This is a genomic window from Rhizobium sp. A37_96, assembly GCF_053521765.1.
In genome coordinates, this window is sequence record NZ_JBNWDS010000013.1 from 156332 (window position 1) to 172965 (window position 16634).

A 16634-nucleotide genomic window follows, 5' to 3' on the forward strand; every position below is an offset into this window, starting at 1 on the left:
AGATTCATCTCCAGCGCTTCAGATCCTTGATCTCCGGCTCGTGCTTATCGTGGGACAGCTGCCCGCTTCTGCGCGACATGCGCTGAAGCCGCCTACTCCCAGTCTTCGCGCTGAGGTTTCGGGCCATTGCCCATGCGCCGCTCCAGCTCAACTGCTTCCGTCTCGGTCAGGCGGACGTCGAGCGTCACCGTGCCGTCCTCGTTATCCTCGCGATTGTCGACAATGGCGTGGTTATAGAGCCACGGCAGCAACGCCAGCTTTTCCACCGGTAGCGTGATCGTCGTTTCCGTCAGCACGCCCGAAAGCCGCCGGCTGATTTCGTCCATCAGGCGATCGACGCCCTCGCCGCTTTTCGCCGAAACGGCTATGACGTTTTCCGTGTTCGAAGCCTTCTGCACGATAGCATCGTGCGCTTCCGGCTCCAGACGGTCGATCTTGTTCCAGACTTCGAGAATGCGCTCCGCTCCCTCAGCCTCGCCGATGCCGAGGTCGCCGAGAATGCGCATGACATCGGCGCTCTGGACCTGATTGTCATCATCGGACAGATCGCGCACATGCAGGATCAGGTCTGCTTCCAGGACCTCTTCGAGAGTCGCACGGAAAGCGGCCACAAGATGAGTCGGCAGGTCGGAAATAAAGCCGACCGTATCGGAGAGGATGACGGTGCGGCCATGCGGCAGCTTCATGCGGCGCAGCGTCGGATCGAGCGTCGCAAAGAGCATGTCCTCGGCCAGCACGCCAGCGCCGGTGATGCGGTTGAACAGCGTCGACTTGCCGGCATTGGTGTAGCCGACGAGCGCCACGATCGGATGCGGCACCTTCCGGCGCTTGGCGCGATGAAGCTGGCGGGTGCGGACCACCTGTTCGAGCTCGCGCTCCAGCCGGATAATCCGTTCCTGTAGCATACGCCTGTCGGCTTCGATCTGGGTTTCACCCGGACCGCCCATGAAGCCGGCACCGCCGCGCTGGCGTTCAAGGTGGGTCCAGCTTCGGACCAGCCGGCCCTTCTGATAATTCAGATGCGCAAGTTCGACCTGCAGCGTTCCTTCCTTGGTGGAGGCGCGGCGACCGAAAATTTCGAGGATGAGGCCGGTGCGGTCGATGACCTTGGCATTCCATGCCTTTTCGAGATTGCGCTGCTGTACCGGCGTCAGCGGATGATCGACGATGACGAGTCCGGCGTTGAACTCGTCGAGCAGCGCAAGGATTTCCTCGATCTTGCCCGTGCCGAGCAGGGTTGCCGGCCGCGGATCGCTGATCGGCACGATGGAGCCGTTGACCACGTCGAGGTCGATGGCGAGCGCCAGGCCCTTTGCTTCTTCCAGCCGGCTTTCAGGCGGGCGCGAAACGGAGGCGGCACTATCGGCCTGAGCGGCACGCGCCGCGCGTGCCTGCTTCAGCACAGGCACGACCACGACAGCGCGCATGTCATCCCGGTGTTTGACTGACTCCGGAATGAGGGAGTCGTTTTTGGTATCGCGTGTCGTGATAATAGAAAATCCCAGTTAGGATGCGGCTTCTTCGCTCTCGAACATCTGCATTGGTTGACCCGGCATGATCGTCGAGATCGCATGCTTGTAAACGAGCTGCGAATGGCCGTCGCGGCGGAGCAGAACACAGAAATTGTCGAACGAGGTCACGACCCCTGTGAGCTTCACGCCGTTAATCAAGAAAATCGTCAGTGAAATCTTTTGCTTGCGAACAGTATTGAGAAACAAGTCCTGCAAGTTCTGAGAACGTTCCGCCATCGCGCCGCTTCTTTCTTTTTTGCCGACCCAGGTCGGTTCAATGTCATGATATATAGAGGTCCCGGACAGGAGATATCCTCATTCTCTCCTCCCAGCGAATGTTGGTATCAAATCGCAGTCTTTTCCGCAACGTCGAAAAAGGCTTCGCGAATTTTCTGTGACATGCTGCCCGGATGACCATTGGCAACAGTCTCTCCATCGATGGAAACGACCGGAAAACATATACTTGTCGCCGCGGTAATGAAGACCTCGCGAGCTTTCATCATCTCCTCGACCGAGAAGAATCGCTCGACGATCGTCACGCCGAGCTTGGCAGCTACGTCCTTCAGGGTCGTGCGGGTGATGCCGCGCAGGATGCCGTGCTCGGCCGGACGCGTAACGAGATTTCCGTCGTGATCGACGATCCAGACGTTGGTGGCGGCCCCTTCCTTCACCATGCCGTTCTGATCGATATAGATCGCCTCCTGGGCGCCGGCTTCCTTCGCCTGCTGGCGGGCCATTACATTCGGCAGCAAACCGACCGACTTGATATCCACCCGGTCCCAGCGGTTGTCGCGAACGGTAGTCGCCTTGATGCCATTGGCATTCTTCTTGGCAATAGCGGACTGATCGGTGCTTTTGGCGGTGACGACAATCGAGGACGGCGTTCCGGCGGGCGGGAAGACATGATCGCGCCGGGCAACGCCGCGCGTCACCTGCAGATAGAACAAGCCATTGCGGACATGATTGCGGCGCAGCGTCTCGCGAATCACAAGGATCAATGCCGGGCGCGTCATCGGCCAGGCGATACGAAGTTCCCCCAATGAACGGTTGAGGCGATCAAGGTGGCGCGTCAGATCGACGATTACGCCGTGACGAACCTCGCAGACCTCGTAGACGCCATCGGCGAACTGATAGCCGCGATCCTCGATATGCACCGTGGCGTCGCTGTGCCTGACATAACGGCCGTTGACATAAGCTATTCTCGGCATGAAAGACCCTGATCCGAATTCTATGACGATGACGTGCCGAGCGGCCGCTCAGACGCCGAGCGATTTCAGCTTGCGATGTAGCGCGGAACGCTCCATGCCGACAAACTCCGCCGTGCGCGATATATTGCCGCCGAAACGGTTGATCTGGGCAATGAGATAATCGCGCTCAAACATTTCGCGCGCTTCGCGCAGCGGCAGCGTCATGATGTGGTAGTCGTTCTTGGCGGAGACCTTCGGCAGCATGTCGCCGAGGTCGGTCGGCAGCATTTCCGCCGTGATCGGTGTGTCCGCACCATCCGAACGCGCCAGAATCATCAGACGCTCGATGTTGTTGCGCAACTGGCGGATGTTGCCCGGCCAGTCATGCGCCTGCAGCACCGCCATGGCGTCGTCGCCGATTCGGCGCGGACGGATGCCGGCCTGCTCGGAAATCTGGCGCATCAACTGGTCGACGAGGAACGGAATGTCCTCCCGTCGTTCGGCAAGAGCCGGCACGCGAACGGGCACGACGGCCAGTCGATGATAGAGATCCTCGCGGAACAGGCTCTCGGCAATCCGGCTCTCGAGATTATAGGCCGTGGACGAGATGATGCGCACGTCCACCTTGACGCGCTTCGAGCCGCCGACCCGCTCGAACTGCTGATCGACGAGCACGCGCAGGATCTTGTTCTGTGTCTCGCGCGGCATTTCACCGACTTCGTCGAGATAGAGGATACCGCGATGGGCCTCTTCGAGAGCGCCGATCTTGCGTGCCTGCCCCGGCGAACCCTCGGTGCCGAACAGCGCGATTTCCATCCGCTCAGGCGTGATCGTCGCCGCATTCAGCGCCACGAAAGGACCGTTTGCACGGGTCGATTTCTTGTGCATCATCCGGGCCACGAGTTCCTTGCCGGAACCAGACGGGCCGAAGATCATGACGCGGCTGTTGGTCGGGGAGACCTTGTCGATCGTCTGGCGCAACTGCGAAACGGCGACAGACGTTCCGATCAGCTCGACGGCATCGCCGGTGCGGCGCTTCAGCTCGGAAACCTCGCGCTTCAGCTTCGAATTTTCCAGGGCGCGCTCGGCGATTAGGATCAATCGGTCGGCCTTGAACGGCTTTTCGATGAAGTCGAAGGCGCCGCGCTTGATGGCGGAAACGGCCGTTTCGATGTTGCCGTGACCCGAAATCATGACGACGGGCAAATCAGGATGGCGCGCCTTGATCTCGTCCAGCAGGGCAAGCCCGTCGAGCTTGCTGCCCTGCATCCAGATATCGAGGAAAATCAGCCGTGGCGCTCGATCGGAAATCGCGGCGAGCGCGCTGTCACTGTCGTGCGCCGTTCGGGTTTCGTGACCCTCATCCGAAAGAATTCCCGAAACGATTTCGCGAATGTCTTCCTCGTCGTCGACTACGAGAATATCAGATGCCATAGACGCTTTCCTTGTCAGTTGCAGTCTGGGCGACGGCGGCCTGCTCACGGCGCGGCAGATGCACGCGGATCATGGCTCCCCTGCCCTGGTCGAAATCGGCGGGCGCATCGTGGAGTTCGATCTGTCCGCCATGGTCTTCAATGATCTTCTTGACGATGGCGAGACCCAGGCCCGTGCCCTTCTCGCGCATCGTCATATAGGGTTCGAGAATGCTGTGACGGTTCTCCACCGGCAGGCCGCGGCCGTTGTCGATGACATCGACGGTGAAACGATCGCGGTCCGGATCCAGCGACGACCGCACCAGAACCTTCGGCTGCTCGCGCGCCTGATCGCTCGGCACGCCTTCGATCGCCTCGACGGCATTCTTGATGAGATTGCCGAAGGCCTGACCGAGCATTCGGGCATCGAACATCCCCTCCAGCCGTTCGTCGCCGAGCTCACGCTCGAATTTGACGTGATTGTTGCCCATCTCGCGCAGGAACACGGCGTCGCGCAGAATATCGCGCAGATCGCTCGGCTCCATGGTCGGCTTGGGCATGCGGGCGAACGAGGAGAATTCGTCGACCATGCGGCCGATATCGCCGACCTGCCGGATGATGGTATCCGTGCACTGGTCGAAGACCGGACGATCGACATCGGCGATGTTCTTGCCAAAGCGGCGGCGGATACGCTCGGCGGAGAGCTGGATCGGCGTCAGCGGATTCTTGATCTCATGGGCAATGCGGCGCGCGACATCGGCCCAGGCCGTCGAGCGCTGGGCTATGACCAGATCGGTGATGTCGTCGAGCGTAATCACATAGGATTCATTGGCATCGCGCGCTTCCTCGCGCGTCACCTGGACGCTGAGCGTCCGCACCGTTCCGCCGCGAACGAGGCTGATCTGCTTGCGGAAATCGTTGCGAAGGCGCGTCGTCGCCTCGGTTACGACCTGATCGACCTCGGGGGAAATCTCCGCCAGATTCTTGCCGATGAGCTCGTCGCTTTTCAGCGTCAGCAGATCTTCGGCCGACGTGTTGACGATGGTGATGCGCCGATCATGCTCGACGCCGATCACGGCTGCCGTCACGCCCGACAGCACGGCCTCGATGAAGCGGCGGCGGTCGTCGACCTCATCCTTCGCTTCCAGGATTTCATCGCGCTGGGTGCGGATTTCCGAGATCATCTTGTTGAACGTGCGCGACAGGCTGCCGACGTCACCGTCCGCCGAGCGCACGGGAACCAGCACGTTCATGTTGCCCGAGGCGACATTGTCCGCGGCACTGATGAGGAGACGGATCGGTCGGACAATACGGTCGGCGATCGCGATGGCGGTCCAGATCGCCGCCAGCAACACGATGAGCGCGAAACCGATGTAGAGAACGGCGAAGGCGACCTGAAGCGACATGCGCCCCTCTTCCATCGCCTTGTATTCGACGGTGTTGTCCTCAACCATCCGCATGGCGTTCATGACACGAGGGTCGACCGCGCGCACGGTGTAGAGGAACGAACCGGGGATTTCGTCGAGCTTGATGACCGCGCCGACGAGGTTGGTCACACCAGGCGGGATGAGCGTCGGCTGTCCGTTGGCCGAGGAATCGAGCGCATCCTTCGGAATGGCCGGCAGCGGCCGCTCGGTCTTGATATCGGCCTGGACGATGGCACTGCCGTCGCGACGCACAAGGAAGGCGCCCAGCAAGCCTCGGCCCCGTGCCTGACGCGTCATCAGGTCGGCAAAGCCGGTGCGATCAAGATTGAAGAGCGAGCGATTGCGCTCCAAGTCGTTCGCCATCGAGACGGTCTGTCCCTGCAGATAGCTCGCATTCTCCATGAGATAGGCTTGCGCGACGTTCTGCGATGAGCTGATGATCTGCTGCGTGCGTACGCCGAACCACCGGTCCAGGCCGACATTGAGCGTCAGGCTGGCAACGATGGCGACGAGGATAGCCGGCGTGATCGCCACGATCGAAAAGAGCGCGACGATACGGATATGCAGGCGCGCTGCGGCGCGGCCACGGCTGCGCGCCTTCACCAGGCGCCCGACTTCGCGGGCGATCAAGGCGATCAACCCCAGCACGAACAGGCCGTTGATCACGACCGAGGTAAAGACGACCGAGGAAGTCGGCGCGACGGGCGTCAGCCCGAGAAGCATCAGCAGGGTCGCGATAGCGCACAGGAGCGCGCCGCCGGCCAAGATCAGGCCAGGCAGGGCAAAGGAAGCACGACGGTCCGTCACCTTGACAACCGCCTCGTCGCTCGCCGCCGGCGACATCGCGTCCTGCATCATTCCCATCATCTCCACGCCCGAGCGACGGTTGGCGCCCTGGTCAAACCGCATAGCCATATCAGGCTTTCATGCGAGCAACAGGCAAAGGCGGGAACTGTCGTCCGGTTTCGCACAGGAGCGAAACCTTTACTTCAAGTCATCTTTGCAAAATGCTGAAAGATCAGACGAACCCTCACTTTTCCGAGGGAAAGTCAGACGAATCGCCACTGCAAAAAAGACGAATCAACTGCGTGACCTTTAAGCAACGCATTGTGGCGAAAATGCAACGCATCGGATTGCGTTGTCAAGCCGTGCGGGAGCTTCTGTAAACCGAAACTCCCAGTTCTCTGATCTTTTTGCGCAGCGTATTGCGGTTGAGGCCCAAAAGATCTGCAGCCTTGATCTGATTACCGCGCGTCGCGGTCAAGGCGGCGAGAATCAGCGGATATTCCATTTCCGTCAACACGCGGTCGTAGAGGCCCGGCGGCGGGAGATTATCGCCGAAGCCGGCGAAATAGGTCCGCATATTTTCCTCGACCGCCTGGGCAATGGTCATCGTTCCGGTGCGAACGGGACCCTTTTCGATCGGACTATCGGGGACGTCGGCACGCAGTTCCGCGTCGATGATCTCCTTGGTGATGACGTCCTGCGGATAGAGCGCCATCAGCCGGCGGATCAGGTTTTCCAGCTCGCGCACGTTGCCCGGCCACGGATAGGCCTTCATGAGTTCCAGCGCTTCCTGGTCGAAGCGCTTGGAGCCCAGGCCCTCCTTTTCGGCCTGCTGCACGAAATGGCGCACAAGATCGGGAATATCCTCGGCGCGATCGCGCAACGGCGGCAGACGCAGCGGCACGACATTGAGGCGATAATACAGGTCTTCGCGGAACAGGCCCTGATTGATCGCCTGCTTCAGATCCTTGTTGGTGGCGGCGACGATGCGGACGTCCGTGCGGATCGGCGTGCGGCCGCCGACGGTCGTGTACTCGCCCTGCTGCAGCACGCGCAGGAGGCGCGTCTGGGCATCCATCGGCATGTCGCCGATTTCATCGAGAAACAGCGTGCCGCCTTCCGCCTGTTCGAAGCGGCCCGTCGAGCGGGTCTGCGCACCGGTGAAGGCGCCCTTCTCGTGACCGAACAGTTCCGATTCGATCAGGTCGCGCGGGATGGCGGCCATGTTGATGGCGACGAAGGGGCCATTGCGGCGCTTGCCGTAGTCGTGCAGCGCCCGCGCCACCAGCTCCTTGCCGGTGCCGGATTCGCCGGTAATCATCAGGGTGAGATCAGTCTGCATCAGGCGCGCGAGGACGCGATAGATTTCCTGCATCGCGGCCGAACGGCCAACGAGCGGCATGCCATCCTGCATGTCGTCATCGAGCTTTGCCGGCTTGCGCTTCGGTTCGGACAGCGCCCGGCCGACGATCGCGATCAGTTCCGTCAGGTCGAACGGCTTCGGCAGATAATCGTAGGCACCCTTCTCCGAGGCCTTGATCGCCGTCATGAAGGTGTTTTGTGCACTCATGACGAGAACGGGCAGATCCGGTCTCGCCTTCTTGATGCGCGGCAGCAGGTCGAATGCGTTTTCGTCGGGCATGACGACGTCGGTTACAACGAGGTCGCCTTCGCCGGCGGAGACCCAACGCCAGAGGGTGGCGGCGTTGGACGTGATGCGTACATCGTAGCCTGCGCGGCTCAGAGCCTGATTGAGCACGGTACGGATGGCCGCGTCGTCATCGGCGACAAGGATCGTGGCTGTCATCGAGTAGTCCCTGTAGAGTTCGGAAGGGGGGCATCTTCTAAAGTGATGCCCTTGGAGGCGGGCATCAAAACGCGGAATGTGGTGCGATGGTTCTGGCTGTCGCATTCGACGATGCCGCCGTGGTCGCCGATGATCTTGGCGACCAGCGCAAGGCCGAGGCCGGTTCCATTCGTCTTCGTGGTGATGAACGGATCGAACAGGTGCGGCACGAGATCGGGCGGGACGCCGGGACCGTTGTCGATGACGCAGAATTCCAGCGGCAAGGAGATCTTCTCGCGCGTGCCGGCAACCGAAAGCCTGATGCCGGGCCGATAGGCCGTCGTCAGCATGATCTCGCCGTCCTGCCGGTCGCCGGCCGCCTCGGCGGCGTTCTTCACCAGATTGAGGAAGACCTGAATGAGCTGGTCGCGGTTGGCAAAAACCGCCGGCAGAGACGGGTCGTAGTTCTCGGAAATCTTGATGTTGCGGGCGAAACCGGCCTTGGCGATGGCCTTCACGTGGTCCAGCACGGAATGGATGTTGACGGGCACGCGGTCGACCGGCCGTTCGTCGGAGAAAACCTCCATGCGATCGACGAGCGAGACGATACGGTCGGTCTCGTCGCAGATGAGGCGCGTCAGCGCACGATCGTCGTCCTCGACCGATTGTTCGAGCAGCTGGGCGGCGCCGCGAATGCCGGACAGCGGATTTTTGATCTCGTGCGCCAGCATGGAGGCAAGGCCGGTGACCGAGCGCGCAGCGGCGCGATGGGTCAATTGCCGGTCGATCTTGTCCGCCATGGAGCGTTCCTGGAACACGACCACCACGGAGCCTATGTCGCTCGGAACCGGCGCGACGTAGAGGTCCACCAGCTTGTCCTGCCCCAGGCGCGGAGAGCTGAGATCCACGCGGTATTCGTTGACGGGCGCCCGGCGCTCGCGCACCTGGTCGATCAATGCCAGCAAAGGGCTACCGAAGGGGATGAATGTCGAGATCTTGTAGCGCGACAGATGCGAGGCGCTTGCGCCAAAAAAGGCTTCCGCCTCCCAATTGGCAAAGGCGATCAGTCCCGCCTCGTCGACCATGACGACGGGGTTCTGGATCGCGTTGAGGACAGCCATGGCCACGGAATTAGCCGTGTTATCCCCGGCTCCGGAGCTGGATTTCGAAGTCATGCAGCCTCCTGAACGCATTGGGCGAGATCGGCGCCGGCCTGCAATGCCGCATGGAATGATGCGGCCACCTCGCCACTCTCTTTCGACGTCATGATTTTCGCCTTGTCGGCACCTGTCGTCGCCGGCGCGTACCGGTCGAGATACCAGGCGAGATGCTTGCGGGCGTGGCGAATGCCGACCGCCTCGCCGTAGAACTCCAGCATCATCCGGTAATGTTCGAGTGCAATATCGACGATCTCCTGGCGGCCTGGCTGGCGATGACCGGCCAGAACGCCAGCATGCCACGGACGGCCCTGACAACCGCGGCCGATCATGACGGCGTCGGCACCGGAGCGCCTCAGGAGTTCCTGAGCGTCATCCGCCGTTTCGACATCGCCGTTGGCGACAAGCGGAATGGAGATGACATCGCGCACGGCGCGGATCGCATCCCAATCCGCCCTGCCCTCATAAAACTGCATGCGCGTGCGACCATGAATGGTCACGAGCTGGATACCGGCTTCTTCGGCACGGCGCGCGATATGAGGCGCGTTGATGGTGTTCTCATCCCAGCCGAGCCGCATCTTCAGCGTCACGGGGATGTTCACCGCGCCGACCGTCGCCTCTATCAATGTCAGCGCATGATCCGGGTCGCGCATCAGCGCCGAGCCGGAATAGCCACCGATGACCTTCTTGGCCGGGCACCCCATGTTGATATCGATGATATCGGCGCCATTGTCGGCCGCGATTTTCGCCGCCTCCGCCATCCAATGCGCCTCACGGCCGGCAAGCTGCACCATATGCGGCTTCAATCCGGCGCTCTTCAGACGTGCCCAGGATTCAGCCGTGTCCTGCACGAGCTCGCGGCTTGCAACCATTTCCGTGACAACAAGGCCGGCGCCATAACGCAGGGCGAGCTGACGGAAAGGAAGATCGGTCACGCCCGACATCGGTGCAAGGATCACGCGATTTCGGATAGGCACGGAACCGATGGAAAAGGAGGCTGCAAGCTTGGAAGAAAGCAAATGATTATCTTTCGGGCACACCATACATCTGCACTATTTTTAGACACGCTTTAAAAGTTTGCCAAGGGGTTTCGGAGGATGCCGATATTTTTTGGGCAAATGCTGGAAAATACTCAGTTGAGGCGATAGACCCTGCTGAAGCAGGATCCCGTTTGGCGATCTATTTAGCATGTGCTTGTGCAAAGGAAAGCTCTACGCTTTTCAACGCCATGCCGGAGACCGAGCCTTTCATCCTTCGGGGGTTTATGACGCAAATGCATTCAACGCAACCGCTGTCGGTGGGAATCGTGATCGTTGCCGCCGGGCGCGGCGAACGGGCGGGCTCTCCGGAAGAAGGCCCCAAGCAGTATCGCCCGATCGGCGGCAGAGCGGTTATTGCGCATACGCTTGAAAGATTCGTGACATGGCCGCGGGCATCGAAGATCGTCGTGGTCATCCATCGCGACGATGAAACCCTGCTGCGTTCGGCGTTGGAACAGGTTGCCGGCTTGCCCGAGATCGAGATCGCCTTCGGCGGCGCGACGCGACAGCAATCCGTGCTTGCCGGGCTCCGGCAACTTGAGGAAAGCGGCGTGACGCATGTCATGATCCATGATGCCGTACGCCCTTTCTTCGACCATGATCTGCTGGATCGCGTCGCTGCGGCGCTTGCCGCCGGCGCGCCGGCCGTGCTGCCCGCCATGCCTGTCACCGACACGCTGAAGCGCGGCGACACAAACGGGCTGGTCGTCGATACCGTGCCGCGCACGAGGCTTCATGCCGCGCAGACGCCGCAATCCTTCCGCTTCGCCGATATTCTTGCCGCGCACGAGAAAGCGGATGCTGACGGCAAAACCGATTTTACCGACGATGCAGCGATTGCGGAATGGTGTAACCTGCCGGTGACATTGGTTACCGGCAGCGCCGACAATGTGAAACTGACTATCAGAAGGGATATTGCCATGGCCGATGAAAAGCTCAATGCCGGCCTGCTGCCGGACGTGCGTACCGGCAACGGCTATGACGTGCACCAGCTGGAGCCCGGCGACGGCGTGGTTCTCTGCGGCGTGTTCATACCGCATGACCAAAGGCTGAAGGGACATTCCGATGCCGATGTGGCCCTGCATGCCCTGACGGATGCCCTGCTCGCCACATGCGGCGCCGGCGACATCGGCGACCATTTCCCTCCTTCCGATCCGCAATGGAAAGGCGCGCCGTCCCGCATCTTCATCGAGCATGCGGCCAAAATCGTGCGCGAGCGCGGCGGCACCATCATGAATGCGGACGTCTCGCTGATCGCCGAAGCGCCCAAGGTCGGGCCGCATCGCGACACCATGCGCGCCAGGCTTTCGGAGTTTCTGAACATCAGCATCGATCGCTGCTCGGTGAAGGCAACGACAAACGAGAAAATCGGCTTCATCGGCCGGCGCGAGGGCATTGCCGCCATCGCGACGGCGACAGTCGTCTATCGCGGAGGCAAGGCATAATGCATTTCCCGGATGAAATTCTCGCGCTTGCGCAAACAATCGTCACGGATTTCACGGCAAAGGGCTGGATGGTCGCCACGGCAGAATCCTGCACCGGCGGCCTGATCGCCGGCGCGTTGACGGAGATTCCCGGCTCCTCCGCCGTGATCGATCGCGGCTTCGTGACCTACACCAATACCGCCAAGATGGAGATGCTCGGCGTCCAGGAACAGACGCTCGCGCAATTCGGCGCGGTATCAAAGGAAACGGCGCTGCAGATGGTGCACGGTGCCCTCTTCCGCTCCCGGGCCGATTTTGCCGTGGCCGTTACCGGCGTCGCCGGTCCCGGCGGCGGCTCCGCGGAAAAACCTGTCGGCCTCGTCCATCTGGCGGCCAAGGCGCGCAACGGCACGCTTATCCATCGTGAAATGCGCTACGGCGATATCGGCCGCGACAATGTCCGGCTCGCCACCTTGACGACGGCATTGGAGATGCTCGTCGCACTCGGTCGGTGACCGCACGCAGCTTCACGCGTATATCTTGTTCGCACGCGTCTCGAAGGCGTCGGTGAACATGCGGAAGGCCCTATCGAACATCGATCCCATCAAGGCCCCGAGAATGCGGCTCTTGAACTCATAATCGATGAAGAAATCGATCACGCAGCCGCCATTCTCCGAGGGCGTGAAGCGCCAGCGATTGTCGAGATACTTGAAGGGGCCGTCGATGTATTTCACGTCGATCGCGCGTTCCGCCTTGTTCAGCAGTACCTGCGTCGTGAAGGTCTCGCGGATCGCCTTGTAGCCGACGGTCATATCGGCAATCAGCAGGATCTTGCCGTCTCGCTCCTTGCGGCTGCGGACCACAAGCGCGTCGCAAAGCGGCAGGAACTCCGGATAACGCTCCACGTCGGCGACGAGGTCGAACATCTGATCGGGTGAATGCGGAACGGGGCGATGGGTTTCGAATTGAGGCATGAGCCGCAATTAAGCAGGACGGCCAAGAAGATCAAGAAGCTGACGCATTTCGCCGCGGGATTTCAGCTGCAAAACAGGCACTTCCGGGCCATGTTCGGCAAGACCCGCAAGAACGCGCGGCGTAAACTTCTCCTCGAATGTCCAGATGAAGCGCAGGAATTCCCAATCGACCTTCTCGATGCAGCCCGGCGCCATTTCCGGGCGTGTGCGACCCATCCACTTTATCCAGCGCGAGACGACGCCCCAGATGCAAAGCAGGCGCGGCATCCGCACCCAGATGACGAGATCGATGCGTGGCAGGCGCGCATCGAATGTCGAGGGATTGGTGCCATCCATGATCCATCGCTCGCCCTGCACCTTGGCAACGATGATGGCGCGCTGCTCCTCCCTGCCGCGCTCGACCCAGCCCGGCAACCACAGAACGTCGCGATCGATGGAGATATAGGGAAAGCCGAAGCGGGCAGCGATCTCCAGCGACAGGGTCGACTTGCCGCCGCCGGAGCACCCCATGACCAGGATGCGATTCGCCTTTCTGATAAGGCCGGTCGCTTGATCGATATTAACGGCATAGGCAAGCGCCTGCGGCGCGACGATCTGCTCCACGGTCCAGCTCCACAATCGCCTCTAAGACACCGACACCGGCAACAAACGGCGGCGTGCTCCCTATTCCGCCGATATGACGAACAAATAACAGCCCACACAAAAACCGCGGCGATTGTGCCGCGGTTCGTTCAAAAGACAAGCCTCGATCCTGTTCGGCTTATTCGGCCGCCAGCAGCAGCTTCTTGGCGCGAGCAGCGCGCAGCCGCTCGAAATCGTCGCCGGCATGATGCGACGAGCGGGTCAGCGGGCTCGAGGACACCATGAGGAAGCCCTTGGTATAGGCCACGGTCTCATAGGACTTGAACTCATCCGGCGTCACGAAGCTCATGACCTGATGGTGCTTGCGCGTCGGCTGCAGATACTGGCCGATGGTCAGGAAGTCGACATCGGCGGTGCGCAGGTCGTCCATCAGCTGAAGGACTTCATTACGCTCCTCACCAAGGCCGACCATGATGCCGGACTTGGTGAACATGGTCGGATCCAGCTCCTTGACGCGCTGCAGCAGGCGAACGGAATGGAAATAGCGCGCGCCGGGACGAACCGTCAGATAATTGCCCGGTACGGTTTCCATGTTGTGGTTGAAGACATCTGGCTTGGCGGCGACCACACGCTCGAGCGCACCCGGCTTCTTCAGGAAGTCAGGCGTCAGGATCTCGATCGTGGTCGTCGGCGAAGCGGCGCGGATCGCCCAGATCACCTTCTCGAAGTGCTCGGCGCCACCGTCTGCCAGGTCGTCGCGGTCGACCGAGGTGATGACGACGTGGCTGAGGCCCATCTCCTTGACGGCCTTGGCGACGTTTTCCGGCTCTGCCATGTCGAGCGCGTTCGGCTTGCCGGTCGCGACGTTGCAGAAGGCGCAGGCACGCGTGCAGATCTCACCCATGATCATGAAGGTGGCGTGCTTCTTGTCCCAACATTCGCCGATATTCGGGCAGCCGGCTTCCTCGCAGACCGTGACGAGCTTGTGCTCCTTCACGATCGAGCGTGTTTCGGCATAGCCCTTCGACGTCGGCGCCTTCACGCGAATCCAGTCCGGCTTGCGCAGGACTTCCGTGTCCGGCTTGTGCGCCTTCTCCGGATGCCTGACGCGCTTTGCATCGGGGGTGATCCTGTCGAGTATCGTGACCATGAAACGTCTACTTTCCGCCGCCTAGATGCGGCCCTTCATCGCCGCGCGAATTTGGCGAGGAATATCAGAATGCATGCACCGATGAAACCGGTGATGAAAAAGCCAAGCCGGCCGCCGGGCACGCCGACATGCAGGGCCACCATCAGCGCCGCAGCCACGACCGAGCCGGCAATACCGAGGATGATGTTGAGAATGACCCCATAGCGTGCATCCATCAACTTGCCTGCGAGCCAACCCGCAAGACCGCCGATGATGATCAGACCCAGCCAACCTACGCTTTCCATCAATCCCTCGTTCCAGGCGTACTACCAAGGTGCTCTAGAGCTTTTCCGCTTTTCCTCGAATCGCAAAAACGCTCTATCCTTTTGTTTTTACGCAATTCCGGACGGAAAACCGCTATGCAATTTTCCTGGAATTGCTCTAGGCGATCAATCTCGCCAACAGCACCACAACGATCGCGCCGACGGTGGCATGGATGATTTCCACCACCAGCGCATTTTCTATACCGAGCGATATCCCGAACCAATGGAAGAGGAAACCGCCCACGAAAGCTCCGATCACGCCGCTCACCAGGCAACTGATGAGCCCACCGCCGCCAACAACCAGGCTCGCGAGAAAACCCGCGACCAGCCCGATAAGAAGAAAGACGACCCAACCTTCCGTAGTGATAGACATGTTGATTTCCTTTCCTGTTTTCCACCCCTCGGATAAAGGGCGGGGCAGGAAATTATCAAGCGTTCAGCACCCGGCCGTAGGCGTCCAGCACGGCTTCCTTCATCGTTTCCGAAACGGTCGGATGCGGGAAGATCGTGTGCATCAGCTCTTCTTCCGTCGTCTCCAGGTTCATGGCGACAACGAAGCCCTGGATAAGTTCCGTCACCTCGGCGCCGACCATGTGCGCACCGAGCAGCTCGCCGGTCTTCTTGTCGAAGATGACCTTGCAGAGGCCCTGGTCTTCGCCAAGCGCGATCGCCTTGCCGTTGAAGGCGAAGGAGAAGCGGCCGACGCGGATGTCGCGGCCGAGTTCCTTGGCCTTGGCTTCGGTCAGGCCGACGGAGGCAACCTGCGGCTGGCAATAGGTGCAGCCCGGAACCTTGCTCTTGTCGGTCGGATGGACATTCGGCAGGCCGGCGATCTTCTCGATGCAGACGACGCCTTCGTGCTCGGCCTTGTGCGCCAGCATCGGCGGGCCGGCGACGTCGCCGATCGCGTAGATGCCCGGCACGTTGGTCTTGCCGTAGCCATCGATGACGACGCAGCCGCGGTCAGTCTTTACGCCAAGCGCCTCGAGACCGAGATTCTCGATGTTGCCCTGTACGCCGACGGCGGAAATCATGCGATCGGCGACGATCTGCTGCACCTTGCCGTCTTCGGTTTCGACATGGGCGGTGATGCTGTTGGCAGCCTTGTCAACCTTCGTGACCTTGGCCTTGGTGAAGATCTTCAGGCCGCGCTTTTCGAGCTGCTTGCGGGCGATGCCGGAAATTTCGGCATCCTCGACCGGCATGATCGTCGGCATGACCTCGACGACGGTGACGTCGACACCCATCGAGCGATAGAAGCTCGCGAACTCGATGCCGATGGCGCCGGAGCCCATGACGAGCAGCGACTTCGGCAGGAAGTCCGGCTTCAGCGCTTCGAAATAGGTCCAGATCAGCTTGCCGTCCGGCTCGATGCCGGGCAGAGCGCGCGGACGAGCACCCGTGGCGATGATAATGTGCTTGGCAGTGTAAGTGCCCTCGCCCTTGACGTTCTTCGGCACCGGATGCTGCGGCTCGACGACCGGCTTGGTCGACTTGCTGACGACGATCTCGCCTGGCTGAGCGCCGGTCGCAGCCTTGGTGATCTTGGCTTCACCCCAGATGACATCGACCTTGTTCTTCTTCATGAGGAAGCCGACGCCGGTATTGAGGCGGGCAGACACGCCGCGCGAACGGGCGACGACTGCCTTCACATCGGGGCTTACCTTGCCTTCGAGAACAAGGCCGTAATCCTTCAGATGGTTGGAATGATCGAGAATTTCGGCCGAACGGAGCAGCGCCTTTGTCGGTATGCAGCCCCAGTTGAGGCAGATGCCGCCCAGATGCTCGCGCTCGACGATCGCGGTCTTCAGGCCCAGCTGGCCGGCGCGCACGGCAGCGACGTAACCGCCGGGACCGGATCCGATGATGATGACGTCGTAATTCTCAGCCATGTGT

16 protein-coding genes are annotated in these 16634 nt (G+C 61.0%); 2 read left to right on the plus strand and 14 right to left on the minus strand.

Annotation, left to right across the window (positions count from 1 at the left end; genetic code table 11):
• Positions 1–92: 92 nt before the first annotated feature.
• The 8 genes from hflX to dusB all read right to left on the minus strand — a co-directional run bounded on the left by hflX (position 93) and on the right by dusB (position 10309).
• Positions 93–1427: a GTPase HflX gene (gene hflX, locus ACQZ6J_RS26145; protein WP_449086267.1), complete on the minus strand. Its 1335-nt coding sequence runs from the start codon at positions 1425–1427 to the stop codon at positions 93–95.
• A 78-nt stretch (positions 1428–1505) separates the two neighbouring features.
• A complete protein-coding gene (hfq, locus tag ACQZ6J_RS26150) occupies positions 1506–1748 on the minus strand; it encodes an RNA chaperone Hfq (protein WP_003539403.1) in 243 nt (80 codons plus the stop codon).
• Positions 1749–1855: 107 nt separating this feature from the next.
• A complete protein-coding gene (locus ACQZ6J_RS26155; protein ID WP_449086268.1) occupies positions 1856–2719 on the minus strand; it encodes a D-amino-acid transaminase in 864 nt (287 codons plus the stop codon).
• A gap of 48 nt (positions 2720–2767) precedes the next feature.
• On the minus strand, positions 2768–4132 hold the full coding sequence (ntrX, locus tag ACQZ6J_RS26160) for a nitrogen assimilation response regulator NtrX (RefSeq protein WP_163985842.1): 1365 nt from the start codon (positions 4130–4132) through the stop codon (positions 2768–2770).
• The gene (locus tag ACQZ6J_RS26165) at positions 4122–6395 is read right to left on the minus strand and encodes a sensor histidine kinase NtrY-like (protein WP_163986317.1); all 2274 of its coding nucleotides are present in this window, start codon (positions 6393–6395) and stop codon (positions 4122–4124) included. Before ACQZ6J_RS26165 ends, ntrX begins: the two co-directional genes overlap by 11 nt.
• A gap of 283 nt (positions 6396–6678) precedes the next feature.
• Complete coding sequence (ntrC, locus tag ACQZ6J_RS26170; RefSeq protein WP_163985843.1) at positions 6679–8130, minus strand: nitrogen regulation protein NR(I); 1452 nt, start codon at positions 8128–8130, stop codon at positions 6679–6681.
• Complete coding sequence (locus ACQZ6J_RS26175) at positions 8127–9284, minus strand: two-component system sensor histidine kinase NtrB (protein ID WP_163985844.1); 1158 nt, start codon at positions 9282–9284, stop codon at positions 8127–8129. Before ACQZ6J_RS26175 ends, ntrC begins: the two co-directional genes overlap by 4 nt.
• Complete coding sequence (gene dusB / locus ACQZ6J_RS26180; RefSeq protein WP_449086269.1) at positions 9281–10309, minus strand: tRNA dihydrouridine synthase DusB; 1029 nt, start codon at positions 10307–10309, stop codon at positions 9281–9283. The genes ACQZ6J_RS26175 and dusB overlap by 4 nt, the downstream gene beginning before the upstream one ends.
• Before the next feature lie 221 nt (positions 10310–10530).
• On the opposite strand from dusB, the gene ACQZ6J_RS26185 reads away from it, so the two are divergent.
• Together ACQZ6J_RS26185 and ACQZ6J_RS26190 are read left to right on the plus strand one after the other, a co-directional pair.
• The gene (locus ACQZ6J_RS26185) at positions 10531–11751 is read left to right on the plus strand and encodes a bifunctional 2-C-methyl-D-erythritol 4-phosphate cytidylyltransferase/2-C-methyl-D-erythritol 2,4-cyclodiphosphate synthase (RefSeq protein WP_449086270.1); all 1221 of its coding nucleotides are present in this window, start codon (positions 10531–10533) and stop codon (positions 11749–11751) included.
• Positions 11751–12245 (plus strand): CinA family protein, encoded by a 495-nt coding sequence (locus ACQZ6J_RS26190; RefSeq protein ID WP_449086271.1) that lies wholly within the window; start codon positions 11751–11753, stop codon positions 12243–12245. Before ACQZ6J_RS26185 ends, ACQZ6J_RS26190 begins: the two co-directional genes overlap by 1 nt.
• Before the next feature lie 12 nt (positions 12246–12257).
• Here ACQZ6J_RS26190 and ACQZ6J_RS26195 read toward each other — a convergent pair whose 3' ends face one another.
• From ACQZ6J_RS26195 to lpdA, 6 genes are all read right to left on the minus strand, one after another.
• Positions 12258–12704 carry a type II toxin-antitoxin system RatA family toxin gene (locus ACQZ6J_RS26195; protein WP_163985847.1) on the minus strand — a complete coding sequence of 149 codons (447 nt, stop codon included), beginning with the start codon at positions 12702–12704 and terminating at the stop codon, positions 12258–12260.
• A gap of 9 nt (positions 12705–12713) precedes the next feature.
• Complete coding sequence (locus ACQZ6J_RS26200; RefSeq protein WP_449086272.1) at positions 12714–13307, minus strand: AAA family ATPase; 594 nt, start codon at positions 13305–13307, stop codon at positions 12714–12716.
• A gap of 157 nt (positions 13308–13464) precedes the next feature.
• A complete protein-coding gene (lipA, locus tag ACQZ6J_RS26205; protein ID WP_163985849.1) occupies positions 13465–14436 on the minus strand; it encodes a lipoyl synthase in 972 nt (323 codons plus the stop codon).
• Between the two features lie 35 nt (positions 14437–14471).
• Positions 14472–14720, minus strand: coding sequence for a GlsB/YeaQ/YmgE family stress response membrane protein (locus ACQZ6J_RS26210; RefSeq protein WP_015339819.1), 249 nt, complete (start codon positions 14718–14720; stop codon positions 14472–14474).
• Positions 14721–14856: 136 nt separating this feature from the next.
• Positions 14857–15111 carry a GlsB/YeaQ/YmgE family stress response membrane protein gene (locus tag ACQZ6J_RS26215; RefSeq protein ID WP_163985851.1) on the minus strand — a complete coding sequence of 85 codons (255 nt, stop codon included), beginning with the start codon at positions 15109–15111 and terminating at the stop codon, positions 14857–14859.
• Positions 15112–15166: 55 nt separating this feature from the next.
• A complete protein-coding gene (lpdA, locus tag ACQZ6J_RS26220; protein ID WP_163985852.1) occupies positions 15167–16630 on the minus strand; it encodes a dihydrolipoyl dehydrogenase in 1464 nt (487 codons plus the stop codon).
• Positions 16631–16634: the final 4 nt, after the last annotated feature.